Genomic DNA, 14437 nt, shown 5'->3' with positions numbered 1-14437 from the left:
CAGGACGCGCCGCCACCTGCTGGCCTCCCCTTCACCCCTTATTCAGAAGCTGCTGAGCCAGAACGGTTCAGCTCTCGCCCCATGGACTGGATCTTTCACCCGGACGCCTGGGCGGCTTTCATCACGCTCACGGCCCTCGAGGTCGTGCTCGGGATCGACAACCTCGTTTTTCTGTCGATCGTCACGCAGAAGCTGCCCGAGGACCAGCGTGCGCGCGCGCGCACCATCGGGCTTCTCCTGGCGCTGGTCGGACGGGTCGCCCTGTTGCTATCGATCGCCTGGGTCATGGGACTGACGGACCCGCTCTTCGAGGTCTTCGGGCGGACGTTCTCCGGGCGCGACCTCGTGTTGCTCATCGGCGGGCTGTTCCTGATCTACAAGGCAACCCGTGAGATCCACGAGGAGACCGAGGGCCCCGACGAGGAGTTCCAGGACGTCACGGCCTCCACGACCTTCCTCTCGGCGCTCGTGCAGATCTTCCTGCTTGACCTCGTCTTCTCGCTCGACTCCGTGATCACCGCCGTCGGCATGGCCGATCGGGTCTCCGTCATGATCTCGGCGGTCTGCGTGGCGATCGTCTTCATGATCGCGGCCGCGAAATCGGTCACAGGGTTCATCGAGCGTCACCCCACCGTGAAGATGCTCGCGCTGTCGTTCCTTCTGCTCGTGGGCGTCGCGCTGGTGGCCGACGGACTCCAGCAGCACTTTCCGCGCGGGTACATCTATGCCGCGATGGGCTTCAGCATGTTCAACGAGGTCTTGAACATGCGCCGGCGGAAGAAGCGTCAGGCGGAGGCCTGAGCCTCGGAGCATTGCCCGCCGCAGGTTCAGACGCCGAGGCCGCCCTGGACCGCGAGCTTGATGAGCTCGGCGGACGTCGCCACGCCCAGCTCCCCCATCATCCGGTACTTGTGGTACTCGACGGTCTTTCGGGAGATGTGCAGCTCGGCCGCGATCTCCTTGGCGATCTTGCCGGAGACCAGCATGGTCAAGATCTCCTTCTGGCGGCTCGTCAGCTTCGAGATGGGGTCGACCGGCGCCCCGCCTGCAGCCTGCTCGTAATCGAACATCTTCATCGCGAGCGAAGGTGAAAGCCAGCGCCCCCCTCGCATCGACTCCTCGATCGCCGAGACGAGCTCGGTGGACGCCGCCTGCTTGAGAACGTAGCCGTCCACGCCGCGCTCGATCGCCTCGGAGGCGTACTCTGGATCGAGGTGCATGGTCAGGATGATCACCCTCGGACGGAGTCCGGCGCGTCGGATCTTCTCGATCGCCTGGAGCCCGGTCAGCTTCGGCATGGAGTAGTCCGTGACGATCAGATCCGGCCGCGTGGCCAGCGCGACTTCCACGAGCTGCTCGCCGTCCTCGGCGCGCCCGACGATTTCGAAATCACACTCCAGAAGCCGCTCCAGGCCTTCGAGGAAGATCCGGTGGTCGTCGGCGAGGACGAGCCGCACCATGGGTTGCTGTTCTTCGTCTTGGGGCATGGGTAGGGACGGAATGGGCGGACGAGGATCGACTACCTGCGTCGAAGCGGCACGGCCTGGTAGATGATAGAACCTGGCGTCCGTGCACGGGGGCGTTTCCGAGTCGCGGGACTCGCTCTTTTCCCGTGGATGCCACCCTGCGGCCCCTAGGAAGGAACTAGGAGATTCGTGACCGAGTGCGCAGACGCCCGCTGGTGATCATGTTCGCGCCATGCGAGGCGCCGAACACAAACTGAACCTGACCGCCGATCCCGGGCGGCCCGAAGCGATTTTGCACGATCTCCGCAACCTTTTGATGACGGTGTCGTCGCTGGTGCAGAAGTCAGAAGCGTCGCTGCAGTCAGGAGACGTCCATCGAACCGAAAGGCTCCTGGAACAGCTCAACGGCGTGGTGAACGATACGATCGCCATCGCGAGCCTTTCCGCCGCGAAGGGCGTCGACGGTGCGTTCGCTCCTGCGCCCTACGTGACGGAGCATGTGGCCGCATTCGCCGAGCTCTTCGATGCGGCAGAGCGATTCAGCCTGACCCTCCGGCCCCGCTGCAGCTCTGCCCGAATCAACATGCCGAGGGTTCACCTCCTTCGTGTGCTGACGAATCTGGTCAGAAATGCGCAGCAGGCGAGCGAGCCTGACAAGGAAGTGGAGCTGACGCTGGATCTCGTGACTCCTCGCCCCCCTCAACAGGGATCCGGTGAGGCCCCGCCGGAGGTCGCCAGCGAGAAGTCCTTCGTCTCCTTCCGGGTGTCGGATCGTGGCACCGGCTTCGACGCGGAGGACATCCCCGCACCACTCCCGGCGGACCGAGGCCGACGAGGCCTTGGCCTGCAGGTCGCGACCGGTCTCCTGAGGGAGGCTGGCGGAAGCCTGAAGATCGTCCGCCGATCGGGCGGCGGGATGATCGTCGAAGCGCTGGTACCCGTCGCGACCTGAACGAAGCCCCGGTCGCCCGCGAAGAAACGCGCTCCGGCTGACCGAACTACTCGGGGTCAGCCAGGATGGGCGGAACGCTTGCGACGCTTCTTCACCGCGACCGTCTCGCGCAGGATCTCCGCGAAGGCGCGGGCTGGCGCGCTGATGATGCCCTCGCTCGGCCACACGATCCCCAGGTCCAGATCCGTCCCCCAGCCGTCGAGCGCCACCGAGCGGAGGCCGAGCGACTCGCGACCTTCCAGGACGACGCTCGGAAGCAGCGTGGAGAGACCGCTCGACACGACCGTGGCGAGAAGCGCGTCGATCGTGTCGATCTCCAGGGCGACCCGCGGCAGCACACGCGCCGCGCGGAACGTGTCGGTGGTGAGCTGGCGCAGAACGTAACTCTCGGGCAGGACGACGATGCGCTCCTTGCCGACCTCCTCGGCCTTGACGCTACGACGACGAGCGAAAGGTCCGTCCGGCGCGGAGAGCAGAACGAGCTCGTCCTTGCGCAGGACCTCGTACTGGAGGTTCGGTGAAGAGTGGGAGAGAATGCCGACGCCGAGGTCGCACCGACCGTTCTCGACGGTGCCCTCGAGGTCGTCGGCCGACTTCTCGATCAGCGTGACCGCGATCCCGGGATGCTCGCGATAGAGCCTGCCCAGGACCCGGGGCATCCAGGGAACGTTCAGCGGCGGGATGACGCCCAGCGACAGGTGTCCAGCCACCAGGTCTTCGGTGTCCTGAACGGCCTGGCACGCATCGTTCACCTTGGCGAGCGCCAGGATCGCCCGATCGCGGAAGGCCCGGCCCGCTGGCGTCAGCGCGACGCGGGGGCCGTTGCGGCTGAACAGCTGCGCTCCGAGCGCATTCTCCAGCTCCTTCACCTGAATGGAAACGCTGGGCTGCGTGATCCCGAGTCGCTCGGCCGCGCGCGTGAAGTTCTCGGTGTCGGCCACCGTGACGAAGGTTCGGAGGTGCCGCAATTCGACGGACGATAGATCTCTCATAGAGGAGCGGCCAGGGTCGCTGGCCAGCTCCAGATCGTACTCCATCGCCCGCGCGATCCGAGTGGCTCCCTTCAGTCGCCCCGCGGGCGCCCCGCTGTCTTCGATCGAGACGGATTCGCCCGAATGATACTTAATATCGGCACACACCATAGGCTGCGGCTATAGTTCGCCGATCAAGCATCTCAACGCCCTCTGCCCCCAGCAGGGCCCGGCCCCACTCGCTACCCCATGACCAACCTCTCGAACCCCAGCCTCACCGCGCCCGATCCCGCGCAGGCGGCGAGCCCCGGACGCACGCCGCTGCTGGAGAGACTCAACGCCGACTGGCATCGACCGGCCCTCCAGTTCTTTGCCGTCATCGTGCTGGCCCACTGGGCCGAGCACCTTGCCCAGACCGTTCAGATCTACGCCCTCGGCTGGCCGGTGCCCCAGTCACGCGGAATCCTGGGTCTGTGGTTCCCCTGGCTCGTCTCCAGCGAGGCGCTCCACTACGGCTACGCGATCGTGATGCTCGTCGCCCTTTGGATCCTGCGCACCGGTTTCGTGGGGCGGTCGCGCGTCTGGTGGAACATCGCGTTCTGGATTCAGTTCTGGCACCACATCGAGCACGCGCTGCTCCAGGGCCAGGCGATCTACGGCGAGAACCTCTTCGGCCGCCCTGTGCCCATGAGCGTGCTCCAGCTGTGGTTCCCGCGCGTCGAGCTGCACCTCTTCTACAACACGATCGTCTTCATTCCGATGGCGCTCGCGATGTACTTCCACATGTTCCCGCCCCCTGGAGAGGAGGCCCACGGAACGGGGTGCAAGTGTGCCTGGACGCCGCCCGCCAGCCGGAAGTCCTGATGCGTCCCTCGACTCTCATGCTCCTCGCGTCCGGCGCGGCGTGGCTCACCGGCGCTTGCTCCGATTCGACCGATCGCACGCAGGGAATCCGCGCCGCGCTCCGCTTCGAGCCGGCACCGCACGTGGGCACGGTGCACTGCACGGTTGCTCTGACGGATGCCAGCGGAGACCTCGCTGCGTGCACCGACGTCGAACTGGAGGCCACCATGAACCACGCGGGCATGGTCCCGGTCTTCGCGAGCGCCCACCCCGAGGGCGACGGCGTCTTCACCTCCACCCTCGAGTTCACGATGGGCGGCGACTGGATTCTCTTCGTCCGAGGTAAGACAGACGATGGCCGCGCGTTCGAGACCGTCTCCGACGTTCCCGGCGTTCGCCACCTTCCGAAGACGGCGGCGCCAGACTCGGTGCCGGCCCCAGGGCCTGGAGAGTAGGGCCGCGTCCATGTCCCTCCGTCCCAGTCCCCATGGCCACACCGCCCTCCCGCGGCTCGACTGGCTCAGGCTCCCGCTGATCGGTGGGTTCCTGCGCTGGAAGCACGCGCGCCTCGGCATGCAGAGCGTCATGGCCGTCCTCGCCGCTCTCCTGGTGGTCGAAGGCCTGTTCGGGCCAGAGCTCGCGCCGAAGAACCTCTCGACTCTGCTCGTCTGGGTGTACTGGCGCGGTGCGCTCGTCCTGGGACTGCTGCTCCTGGGCAACGTCTTCTGCATGGGCTGCCCGCTGATGCTCCCGCGGGAACTCTTCCGCCGCATCCGCGAGCCCAGGCGCACCTGGCCCCGCGTCCTCCGACGGAAGTGGATCGGACTCGGGCTCTTCGCGCTCGCTCTGTTCACCTACGAATGGCTCGATCTCTGGGCCAGCCCGGCGGCGACCGCATGGGCGATCATCGCCTACTTCGCGGCCGCGCTCTTCGTCGATGCACTCTTCCGCGGCGCCTCGTTCTGCAAGTGGGTCTGCCCGGTCGGGCAGTTCAACTTCATCGCGTCGACGCTTTCCCCGTTCGAGGTCAAGGCGCGCGATCACACCGTCTGCCAGAGTTGTACCACCAAGGACTGCATCAAGGGAACGTTCGAAGCACCTGCCGCTGCTTCCACGACCGCACCTCGAAGGGTCCAGCGCGGCTGCGAACTCGACCTCTTCCTGCCTGCCAAGGTGGGCAACATCGACTGCACGTTCTGTTTGGACTGCGTCCATGCCTGCCCGGAAGACAACGTCGCAGTCGCGCTACGGCTGCCCGCGGAAGAACTCCGCGTGGACCCGATGCGCTCCGGTCTTGGGCGGCTCTCCAACCGAAGCGATCTCGCGGCGTTGACCGTCGTCTTCGCCTTCGGCGCGCTGCTCAACGCGTTCGGCATGGTCGGCCCCGTGTATGCGCTTCAGCGCTGCATGGCGGCTCGCCTCGGAACCGAGAGCGACTTCGTCATTCTCGGCATCCTGTTCGTCCTGGGGCTCGCCGTCCTGCCGCTGATCACCGTCGGCGCCACGGCCTGGCTGGCGGATCGAAAGTCCGGTCAAGAGCCGCAAGCGGGAGCGCTGGCGCGCGCCTTCTCCCACGCGCGCCGCTTCAGCTTCACCCTGGCACCGCTCGGCTTCGGCGTCTGGCTGGCGCACTACTGCTTCCACTTCTTGACGGGCCTCTGGACCTTCATCCCGGTGGCTCAGCACGCGGCCGAGAGGCACGGACTTTCCGGACTGGGCCGCCCGCAGTGGGGCCTGGGCGGTCTCCACGAGGCGTGGGTCTGGCCGATCGAAGTCGGCTTCGTCCTCTTCGGACTGATCGGCTCCCTCGCCGTGACCTGGAGCCTCGCCGAGCGCGACTTCGGCGTTCATCGCGCGCGCGCATTCCGGCCCTGGGCGGGACTGCATCTCGTCTATGCGTGCACCGCGCTCTGGCTACTCGCACAGCCCATGGAAATGAGAGGGACCTTCCTTTGAACGTCAGGACTTCAGGCATGTGGCTCGCGGCGTTCTCCGCGTTCGCACCGCTGGCGCTCGCCCACGATGGACCGCCCTACCCCATCTGCGTCGACGAGGTCATGGGTTCGATCACACTGTCGATCTGGGCGGACCCGGACGTGGGAGAAGGGACGTTCTACTACTACCTCGACCCACCGACGGGCGACGTTCAGGTTGAAGCACGCGCCCTCTTCCGTGGCGCAGCGGAGACCGAGGTCAGCGCCATCAGTGTTGATCCGCAAGCACGGGCTCCCTATCAGCAGATCGGCACGCTCCCGTTCGAGCAGCAGGGGCCATGGACGCTCACCTTCAGCCTGATGGATGGCGGGAAGGCGCTGGGCGAGATCGAACTCGACGTCGACGTCACGCCGCCCGGTATGGGGCGCCTGTACCTCGTCTGGTACGCCATTCCCTTTCTCGCCGCGGTCGCCATCTGGCTGCGGATCTTCTTGGCCTCGCGCACTTACCTGCTACCCGCCGTACCTCCTTCGGGAGACTCACCCGTATGAGACTCTGGACACTGACCGCCTGCCTGTCCATAGGCACGACCTTCGCCCAGGAGTCCCTGGAGAGCGTCCGCCCCGCGTATTCGTTCCTGCGACAGCACGAGGACTGGTCCAGGTTCTTCGTCGCTGACGAGACCGAGGACGCGTTCGACCGGATCAAGCACATGAAGCTCTCCGAGGATGGCCGCATCTGGCTCAGCCTCGGCGGCAGACTGGAGGCGCGCTTCGAGTCGTGGAAGAACTTCGGCTTCGCGAAGCCGAACGATGACGCGTTCACCGTTTCGCGGGCCCTCGCGCACGCTGACCTGCACCTCGGCGAGCACGTGCGCGTCTTCGTGGAAGGCAAGACGGCGCAGGCCACCGACCGGGATCTCCCGGGCGGCCGCCGCCCGCTCGACCTCGACACCGTCGACCTCCAGCAAGCCTTCGTCGACGTGAAGTTCAGGGTGGGCGAAGGCACGCTGCGCCTGAGGCCAGGTCGTCAGATGCTGCTGTTCGGTGCCCAGCGCCTCGTCAGTCCGCTGCCCTGGGGCAACACGCTGCGCACCTGGGAAGGCCTGACGGCCGAATGGACGACAGGCCCCTGGTCCATCACCGGTCTCGCCACGGTGTTCGTCCCCGTGAACAAGACCAGCTTCAACACGCCGGACGACGATCAGACGCTCTGGGGCCTGTACGCCCATCGGAAGCCCTTAGGCGGACTTCCGGGGATCGAGTTGTTTGCGCTCGCCAACGAACGCACGAACGTCTCGATCAACGGAACGACCGGCAACGAGGAGCGCGTGACCTTTGGCACGAGGGTGTTCGGTAACGCGCCGCGCAGGCTCGACTACGAGGTCGAGCTCGCCTGGCAAACGGGCGAGGTCGGCAACGCCGACGTGAACGCCTGGTCGGTCGCAAGCCAGCTCGGCTGGAAGCCCGAGGGCGCGGCCGGCTCGCCGAGGCTCTGGGTGGGCTTCGACGCCGCCAGCGGCGACGACCAGAGCGGCGGCGACGTCGGCACTTTCCACCAGCTCTTTCCGCTCGGGCACGCGTACTTCGGCTTCATCGATGCGGTCGGTCGCCAGAACATCATGGACACGAGCCTCGGAGGCATGTGGGCCCTGAGTGATAAGACCAAGCTCGGCGTCGCCGCGCACTACTTCCGTCTGATGGAAACGAGCGACGCCCTCTACAACGCGGGCGGCGCACCCTCGCGCACGGGCTTCGACTCCTCGGACGTCGGGACCGAGCTGGACCTGACGGCCTTCCACAAGGTCGACCTGCACACCCAGCTCTACGGCGGCTACAGCCACTTCTGGCCCGGCGATGGCCTCTCCGGCACGGGCCCCGCCGAGGACGTCGACTTCTTGTACGTCGGCATCGGCACGACCTTTTGAACCCCATCTCTTCGCCATGAACTACGTCCGCTCCTTCATTTCTCTTCTCATCGCCTTGCTGGTCATCATCTCGGTCTATGGCGTCCTCTGGTGGGAGAACCCGCCCGCTCCGATCGCCAACTACGAGTTCGGTGCCCGAGTGATCCTTGGTGCCCTCGTCACCTCGGGCCTCGTCGGTCTCTGGCAGCTCTGGTCGGCCCCCACGCCCGCGGGCTACGGTGAATGACGACACCGCGACCCTCCCAACCCCGCTCCGCTTTCGTGGGGCTCCTGTTCGCCCTCACGCTCATCTTCGTGGCGATCCAGGGACGGCGTTCTGCGCCGCGTCCCGCGCCTGACTCCGCGGGATTGCGCTTCGAGGAAGTCGCGCGCGCGGTCGGCGTGGCGTTCACCCACACGAAGCCGCGCATCGACGAGCTGGTGGCCCACGTCGAGCCGCAGGTGGCGGCCACCGGTGCCGCCGTGTCGATGACGGACGTCAACGCGGATGGCTGGCCAGACCTGTACGCGGTCACGAGCGGCGAGGGCGAGAACAACGGGCTGTTCGTCAACCGCGGCGACGGCACGTTCGAGGATCGCGCCGCCGAGGCTGGCCTCGCGGACCTCAACCGCGACGGCACCGGCGCCTCCATGGGGTCCATCTGGGCCGACGTCGACGGCAACGGGCTCGAGGATGTTCTCGTCTACAAGTGGGGTCGCAGCCAGCTCTTCCTGAACCGCGGCGACCTCCGCTTCGAGAACGTGACCGAGACCTCGGGGCTGGATGCGTGGGTCAACTCGAACTGTGCCACCTGGATCGACTACGACCGCGACGGACTGCTCGACCTCTTCCTCGCGGGCTACTACGACGAGAACCTCGACCTCACCCGGCTGGAGACCACGAAGATCTTCCACGACAGCCTCGAGTTCGCGCAGAACGGCGGCGAGAACCACCTGTACCGCAACCTCGGGAACGGCCGATTCGAGGACGTGACCGAAGCGGCAGGCATGACGTCGAGGCGCTGGACCTACGCGGCCGTGGCGGCCGACTTCGACCGGGATGGATGGCCTGACCTCTACGTCGCGAACGACTACGGCTCCGAGGAACTGTGGCTCAACCGGGGCGGAGAGCGCTTCGAGCTGGCCCGGTGGATCGGCCTGGACGGAGAGTCGAAGAGCGGCATGTGCGTGGCGCTGGGCGACACGAAGAACGAGGGCCGGTACTCGGTGTTCGTGACGAACATCTCGAAGCGCGGATTCCTCTTCCAGGGCAACAACCTGCGGCTGAATCTGATGGACGAGGCGCGGGGCTTCCAGCAGCGCGGTCGCGGCGCGGTCCTGGACTGCGGATGGGCCTGGGGGGCGCAATTCGGCGATCTCGACGACGACGGCCGTCAGGACCTCGTTGTCGTCAACGGCTTCGTTTCTGCGAGCACGGAGCGCGACTACTGGTACCAGATGTCGAAGCTCGGCGGCGCCGCCGGCGGCCTCGTCGTCGACGCGCAGAACTGGCCGGCGTTCGAGGACAGGAGCCTCTCCGGCTACGAGCGGACCCGCGTGCTCCTGAACCAGGGCGGCAGTGCGCCCAAGTTCGTCGAGTCCGGCCTCGAGGTGGGCGTCGACGACACCTACGACGGACGCGCGGTCGCCCTCGGTGATCTCGACCGCGATGGAGACCTCGATATCGTCATCGCGAACCAGGCGGGGCCGCTCCTGATCTACCGCAACCAGAATGCGTCGCCCGGTCACTGGATCGCGTTCGATCTCGTGGGACTGGCACCGAACACGAGCGCCATTGGAGCCGAGGTGGAGGTCGCCTTCGGGGACGGCAAGCAGCTCCAGGTCGTCGCCGCGGCGATGGGGTTCTCCAGCCAGAACGAGCGGCGTCTCCACTTCGGACTCGGTGACGTCCAGGGGCCCGTCAGCGCCACGATCCGGTGGCCCTCGGGCAAGATCAGCGAGCTCTCCGGGCTCGAGGTCGACACGGCACACCACGTGCAGCAAACCCCATGATGAAGTCCTTCCTCGCGCGCGTGCTCCCCACGCCCAAGCATGCGATCACGGCATTGATCACGACGATCCTCGTGGTCGGTGAGTGGCGCTTCGGCATCGTCGGCGGGTTCGAGAAGATCCTCTTGACGCTGGGAGCCTGCGTCCTCTTCGAAGAGGTCCTGTCGCGCTTCGTGCTGGGTCGGCGGCCCGTTTCCCTGCAGGGGGCCTACATCAGCGGCGTCAGCCTGACGATCCTGATTCGCCCCCAGGACGGCTTGATCTGGCCGTTCGTGGCCGGCGCGTTCCTGACGATCGCCTCCAAGTACGTGCTGCGCTATCGCAGTCGCCACCTCTGGAACCCCAGCAACATCGGCATCGCAGCCCTCGTCCTGCTGGCGCCCGCCAAGATCGCCATCCTGAGCCATGAGTTCGGCAACGACATCGCCGGCAACGCGGTGATCTGGGGCCTCGGCCTGCTCGTCGCGACGCGCGCCCGCGTCCTTCACATCAGCGTCACGTACGCGATCTCGTTCGCGGTCCTGGCGTTCCTGCGGAGCGCCTGGACCGGAACGCCTGTCCTGGCGGAGCTGGCGCCTCTCACGGGCCCCATGTACCAGCTCATGGCCTTCTTCATGCTGACGGATCCACGCACCACGGTGGGAACGCGCCGCGGCCGCATCGTGGTCGTGGCGCTCATCGCCCTGGTCGAGGCCCTGATCCGCCTCGGCAACGACCTCGACGTGCCGTACGCGCTGCTCTTCGCTCCTGCGCCGCCGATCCTGGCGCTGGCCATTGTCGGCCCTCTGGCGCTGGCGCTGGACCTGCGGCGCCGCGAGCCGCGCCCGAGCGGCCTCGATCGAAGCCCCTCGCCCGCCCTATCGTAGTCACGGGGCGGCACTTACCGAGCAAGCGGTGTAGTTCCAGTCCGCGTAGACCGACGGCGCGAGGTCTCCGATGTGGGCCTCGTACTCGGTCGTGCTGGAGGTCTCCACCGTATCGACATCGGAACTCGAGCCGACGACCCACCCGGTAGGCAGCGGGCTCGAACCGGTCACATGGCCCTCGAGTTCACTTCGGCTCGGATAGGACGCGGGATCTCCTGTTTCCGTGCGCCCGCCAGGGTGAGCGAAGACCACGGCGGGATCGGTGCGCTGATTCAGGAAGGCGGCGCTGTATGGCGGCTTTGGGTCGGGTTCGGTACCGCCAGTTTCAGTACCGCCGGGAGAACTGCGCGCGATTCAGTGTTGCCCTTCGCGCCCGCCGAGCAGAGTAGAGGTGTGAAGGACTCCGCCACACGCGCCTACCTGCGCTATTGCCGCCATGGGGATGGGCGTGCGCTCGCTCGATTGTTCGACGCGGTCGCCCCGGATCTCCTGGGCGTGGCGCGCCACATGGCACCGGACATCGCGAGCGCCGAGGACCTTGTGCAGTCGACGTTCGTGATCGCGATCGAGGGAGCCAGCCGCTTCGATCCCACGCGGGAGGTCAAGCCGTGGCTCTACGGGATCCTCGCCCGCGAGGCCGCGCGTTTACGTAGGAGCACAGGGCGCACGTTCGACGAGGGGCGACTCCGCACCGAGACGGTCGCACCGGCGCCGCTGGAGTCTGCGGAGCAGGCGGAGACGAACGAGGTCATCCAGCGCACGCTGGAAGGCCTGCCGCCCCACTACCGCGAGGTGCTCTGCCCCTTCTTGGTCGAGGGCCAGAGCGCCCCCGAGATCGCCCTGCGCCTGGGCGGCGAGCGATCGGCCGGGCATGTGCGCATGCAGATCGGCCGCGGGCTGAAGCTCTTGCGCGAGCGACTTCCGCGCGGGCTGGCGCTCTCCGCCGGCGCCGCAGCGGCCATGCCGCGCGGGACGGCGGCGGTGCGCGCGGCCGTTCTGGAACATGGCGCCGCTCGCGGGACGATCGCCGCCTCGACTCTCCACGTTCCACTCCTGCTGGGATTCATCGCCATGGGTAAGGTCACTCTTCTGCTCCTCGTCGCCGCGATCGCCGCCACGGCGTTTTCGATCCTGCGGAGCGATCCGTCGAACGCGTCGCTTCTCCCAGCCGTGGCTCCGGCGGACGGTGTGAGAGCGCAGACGCCGGCCCTCGCCGCGGTGGACCGTTCGAGTGCAGGGCGGACCCCGGGCGAGCTCTTCCAAGGACCGGCTCCCGGAGCCCAGCCCATGGAGGCGGCGGTGGCCCCTCCAGTCGGCGCGCCGGAGGCCCCAGCGCCGCCAGCGGCCACGCTGCTCCTGACCGTCACGGACCGGGAAGGCATTCCCGTGGAGGGCGCGGAGGTCCGCGTCTGGCACAACGAGCAGCCGATCTTCGGGCCGCAAAGGGAGGAGCTGGACCGCTGGGCGCCGCCTGGCCTCCACCGCTCCGACGCCGCCGGCCTGGCCACGTGCGACGACCTGCAGCCGGGCCAGTCCGTGGTCCTCGTGAGTGCACCGGGCATGGCGACGAAGGGTCCGTTCCGGACCCCGCGAATCCGTGCCGGAGACTCATGCACGCTTCAGGTCGAGCTGGCCCAGGAGGCCATCCTGCGGGGCCGTGTCACCGATGATCAGGGGCAACCCATCGCTGGCGCCACCGTTCGGACCCAGGCCGTCTCGACGGAGACGGACGCCGACGGCGAGTACGAACTCCGCTCCCTCGGGCGTGACGACAGAGGCGAGTCGTTCGTGGAAGCGCCCTGCATGCCCAGGCTCTCCCAGAAGGTGTCCCTGAGGCACGGGCAGACCACGGTGTGGGACCCCGTGCTGGAGGCTCCGGCCACACTGGGCGGACGTCTCATCGATCACCGCGGGCGTGGGCTCTCGGGCTGGTGGATCAGGGCCCACTTCCAGCGACAGATCGGCGGCAGTATCTCCACGATCCATCGCGCCAGGCACTCGGACTTCGCGCTGGCGGGAGGCAGCGTGCAGACGGACGAGTTCGGCGACTTCACGCTGGAGGGAGTGGTCGGCGAGGACTTCGTGCTAAGCGCGCAGGCGACCGAGTCCTACGACGAGAACGAACAGCTCGCCGTGTTCCGAGACGTCCAGCCGGGAGACATGGGTCTCGTCCTCGAGGTTCCGGAGGAGCCCGCCTGCGCCATCGTGACGGGAACGCTCGCGTTCGCCGATGGCACCACGCCGCAACGGCTGAATCTGCACCTGGACCTCAAGGAGAACCTGTCCTCGAACTCGAAGCGGCGCACCGTTCGCCTAGGCGCCGATGGTGACTTTCGCCTGCGCCTTCCCGCGGCCGGCCGCGCCGTCCTGTCAGCCGGGGAGTTCTGGGAAGGGTCCGACCATGGGCAGCGGGAAATCACGCTCGTACCGGGCGAGACGCTGGATCTTGGAACCTGGACTCTGCCGTCACCTGGACAGCTCGACCTCCAGCCGGAGTACCTCGCGGACGCGGAAACGGAGTTCGGGATCTGGTACGTCAAGCAGCTCGGTCGCGGCCAGGAGAAACGCGGCCAGTTCGGGGTCGACCAGCGTGAGCAGATGCCCATGCGGATCCCGCCGGGCACCTACGAGATCCGACAGGCCGACCAGGATCGATCGATATCGGCTCCGGAACAGGTAGAGGTGCGTGCAGGGGAGACCTCAGTCGCTCGCCCGCGAATTCAGAAGGCCCCCGACATGCGCCTGGCCTTCTCGGACGAAACGGGTGCTCCGTTCCAGGGGAGCATCGAGGTACGGGTCGAGCACCTGGAGACGGGGACCCTCCTGAGTTCGATCCGGGTCGACGCCAGTCGCGGGTGCTCGCTCCCGCTCGATCCCGTCCCGATGCTGATCTCGGCCGAGTCCCACGACGGCCGCAGCGCGCGCGCCGTCTTTCAGGCCGGCTCTATCTCGAGGTCGGCCCCGATCCAGATGGTCCTCAAGTAGCGCACTGGACCCAGGCGGCCACGGCTCCAACATCCATCGCTGCGCACTTCTGCCCGACTAGCCGTGCGGTTCATTGACGGGAATGGCCAACAGATTCAGCCACTCCACTTGCTCATGTCGCGCGCCGACGAGGCGCGGGTGCGGCACCGAGAAGGGTGTATGGCATCGAGCAGTGCGTCCTTTCGCAACCCCGCTTCGAGTTCCTATCGGCCGGGGTCCTTCAGGTTGGACGGTCTCGCCCGCCCTTGCGTCACTGCAGTGGGAGGGCGACTGCCTGGGTGAAGTTCGACGTCGCGACGCTGACACTGGCGTCCCGGTACCACGCCTGGAAGCTCCACGTCTGGCCGGCGAGCGCCGAATAGACCGTGTTCGGGCGCGGGATCGTATCCTGGCGGCTTTGGGTCGGGTTCGGTACCGCCAGGTTCGGTACCGCCACGAATTCACGATCCAGCTCACCCCCGCCAGCCGCCCGCCCCGCGGTGATTTCATAATGCATCCGGGTC

Annotated in this window: 15 protein-coding genes; 11 read left to right on the top strand and 4 right to left on the bottom strand. The window is 67.1% G+C overall.

Annotated features, from left to right (window positions below; all coding sequences use genetic code 11):
• The first annotated feature begins 81 nt into the window (after positions 1-81).
• On the top strand, positions 82-801 hold the full coding sequence (locus Poly30_RS00715; RefSeq protein WP_145194107.1) for a TerC family protein: 720 nt from the start codon (positions 82-84) through the stop codon (positions 799-801).
• A gap of 26 nt (positions 802-827) precedes the next feature.
• On the opposite strand, the gene Poly30_RS00710 is transcribed toward Poly30_RS00715, so the two are convergent.
• A complete protein-coding gene (locus Poly30_RS00710; protein ID WP_145194106.1) occupies positions 828-1487 on the bottom strand; it encodes a response regulator transcription factor in 660 nt (219 codons plus the stop codon).
• Positions 1488-1698: 211 nt separating this feature from the next.
• On the opposite strand from Poly30_RS00710, the gene Poly30_RS00705 reads away from it, so the two are divergent.
• Positions 1699-2418: a sensor histidine kinase gene (locus Poly30_RS00705; protein WP_145194105.1), complete on the top strand. Its 720-nt coding sequence runs from the start codon at positions 1699-1701 to the stop codon at positions 2416-2418.
• Positions 2419-2474: 56 nt separating this feature from the next.
• Here Poly30_RS00705 and Poly30_RS00700 read toward each other — a convergent pair whose 3' ends face one another.
• Complete coding sequence (locus Poly30_RS00700; RefSeq protein ID WP_419190792.1) at positions 2475-3410, bottom strand: LysR family transcriptional regulator; 936 nt, start codon at positions 3408-3410, stop codon at positions 2475-2477.
• A 228-nt stretch (positions 3411-3638) separates the two neighbouring features.
• On the opposite strand from Poly30_RS00700, the gene Poly30_RS00695 reads away from it, so the two are divergent.
• From Poly30_RS00695 to Poly30_RS00665, 8 genes are read left to right on the top strand one after another with little or no spacing between them, the layout of a single operon-like run.
• Entirely contained in the window at positions 3639-4253 is a 615-nt protein-coding gene (locus tag Poly30_RS00695; RefSeq protein ID WP_419190791.1) for a hypothetical protein, read from the top strand.
• Positions 4253-4687, top strand: a complete 435-nt coding sequence (locus Poly30_RS00690; RefSeq protein ID WP_145194103.1) for a FixH family protein — start codon at positions 4253-4255, stop codon at positions 4685-4687. Before Poly30_RS00695 ends, Poly30_RS00690 begins: the two co-directional genes overlap by 1 nt.
• 10 nt (positions 4688-4697) lie before the next feature.
• The gene (locus Poly30_RS00685) at positions 4698-6188 is read left to right on the top strand and encodes a 4Fe-4S binding protein (RefSeq protein WP_145194102.1); all 1491 of its coding nucleotides are present in this window, start codon (positions 4698-4700) and stop codon (positions 6186-6188) included.
• The gene (locus Poly30_RS28000) at positions 6185-6718 is read left to right on the top strand and encodes a hypothetical protein (protein ID WP_419190790.1); all 534 of its coding nucleotides are present in this window, start codon (positions 6185-6187) and stop codon (positions 6716-6718) included. Before Poly30_RS00685 ends, Poly30_RS28000 begins: the two co-directional genes overlap by 4 nt.
• Positions 6715-8094: an alginate export family protein gene (locus Poly30_RS00680; RefSeq protein WP_419190789.1), complete on the top strand. Its 1380-nt coding sequence runs from the start codon at positions 6715-6717 to the stop codon at positions 8092-8094. The genes Poly30_RS28000 and Poly30_RS00680 overlap by 4 nt, the downstream gene beginning before the upstream one ends.
• Positions 8095-8110: 16 nt before the next feature.
• Positions 8111-8320: a hypothetical protein gene (locus tag Poly30_RS00675; protein ID WP_145194100.1), complete on the top strand. Its 210-nt coding sequence runs from the start codon at positions 8111-8113 to the stop codon at positions 8318-8320.
• Between the two features lie 35 nt (positions 8321-8355).
• On the top strand, positions 8356-10086 hold the full coding sequence (locus tag Poly30_RS00670) for a CRTAC1 family protein (RefSeq protein ID WP_419190788.1): 1731 nt from the start codon (positions 8356-8358) through the stop codon (positions 10084-10086).
• Positions 10083-10949 carry an RnfABCDGE type electron transport complex subunit D gene (locus Poly30_RS00665; protein WP_145194098.1) on the top strand — a complete coding sequence of 289 codons (867 nt, stop codon included), beginning with the start codon at positions 10083-10085 and terminating at the stop codon, positions 10947-10949. Before Poly30_RS00670 ends, Poly30_RS00665 begins: the two co-directional genes overlap by 4 nt.
• On the opposite strand, the gene Poly30_RS27995 is transcribed toward Poly30_RS00665, so the two are convergent.
• On the bottom strand, positions 10950-11201 hold the full coding sequence (locus Poly30_RS27995; protein WP_419190787.1) for a hypothetical protein: 252 nt from the start codon (positions 11199-11201) through the stop codon (positions 10950-10952). It lies immediately after the preceding gene.
• 141 nt (positions 11202-11342) lie between these two features.
• On the opposite strand from Poly30_RS27995, the gene Poly30_RS00660 reads away from it, so the two are divergent.
• The gene (locus Poly30_RS00660; protein ID WP_419190786.1) at positions 11343-13934 is read left to right on the top strand and encodes a sigma-70 family RNA polymerase sigma factor; all 2592 of its coding nucleotides are present in this window, start codon (positions 11343-11345) and stop codon (positions 13932-13934) included.
• A gap of 250 nt (positions 13935-14184) precedes the next feature.
• Here the strand turns inward: Poly30_RS00660 and Poly30_RS00655 are convergent, their stop codons facing one another.
• On the bottom strand, positions 14185-14430 hold the full coding sequence (locus Poly30_RS00655) for a hypothetical protein (protein WP_145194096.1): 246 nt from the start codon (positions 14428-14430) through the stop codon (positions 14185-14187).
• Between the last annotated feature and the right edge of the window lie 7 nt (positions 14431-14437).

Origin of the sequence: Saltatorellus ferox, assembly GCA_007751475.1 — a bacterium.
GTDB lineage: Bacteria > Planctomycetota > UBA1135 > UBA1135.
The sequence above is the reverse complement of the archived record's forward strand: the minus strand, read 5'-3'. Positions and strand labels throughout refer to the sequence as shown.

Coding starts and splice junctions, on each gene's coding strand:
- Poly30_RS00715 (WP_145194107.1), top strand. CDS start 82: ATGGACTGGATCTTTCACCCGGACGCCTGGGCGGCTTTCATCACGCTC.
- Poly30_RS00710 (WP_145194106.1), bottom strand. CDS start 1,487: ATGCCCCAAGACGAAGAACAGCAACCCATGGTGCGGCTCGTCCTCGCC.
- Poly30_RS00705 (WP_145194105.1), top strand. CDS start 1,699: ATGCGAGGCGCCGAACACAAACTGAACCTGACCGCCGATCCCGGGCGG.
- Poly30_RS00700 (WP_419190792.1), bottom strand. CDS start 3,410: ATGAGAGATCTATCGTCCGTCGAATTGCGGCACCTCCGAACCTTCGTC.
- Poly30_RS00695 (WP_419190791.1), top strand. CDS start 3,639: ATGACCAACCTCTCGAACCCCAGCCTCACCGCGCCCGATCCCGCGCAG.
- Poly30_RS00690 (WP_145194103.1), top strand. CDS start 4,253: ATGCGTCCCTCGACTCTCATGCTCCTCGCGTCCGGCGCGGCGTGGCTC.
- Poly30_RS00685 (WP_145194102.1), top strand. CDS start 4,698: ATGTCCCTCCGTCCCAGTCCCCATGGCCACACCGCCCTCCCGCGGCTC.
- Poly30_RS00680 (WP_419190789.1), top strand. CDS start 6,715: ATGAGACTCTGGACACTGACCGCCTGCCTGTCCATAGGCACGACCTTC.
- Poly30_RS00675 (WP_145194100.1), top strand. CDS start 8,111: ATGAACTACGTCCGCTCCTTCATTTCTCTTCTCATCGCCTTGCTGGTC.
- Poly30_RS00665 (WP_145194098.1), top strand. CDS start 10,083: ATGATGAAGTCCTTCCTCGCGCGCGTGCTCCCCACGCCCAAGCATGCG.
- Poly30_RS00655 (WP_145194096.1), bottom strand. CDS start 14,430: ATGCATTATGAAATCACCGCGGGGCGGGCGGCTGGCGGGGGTGAGCTG.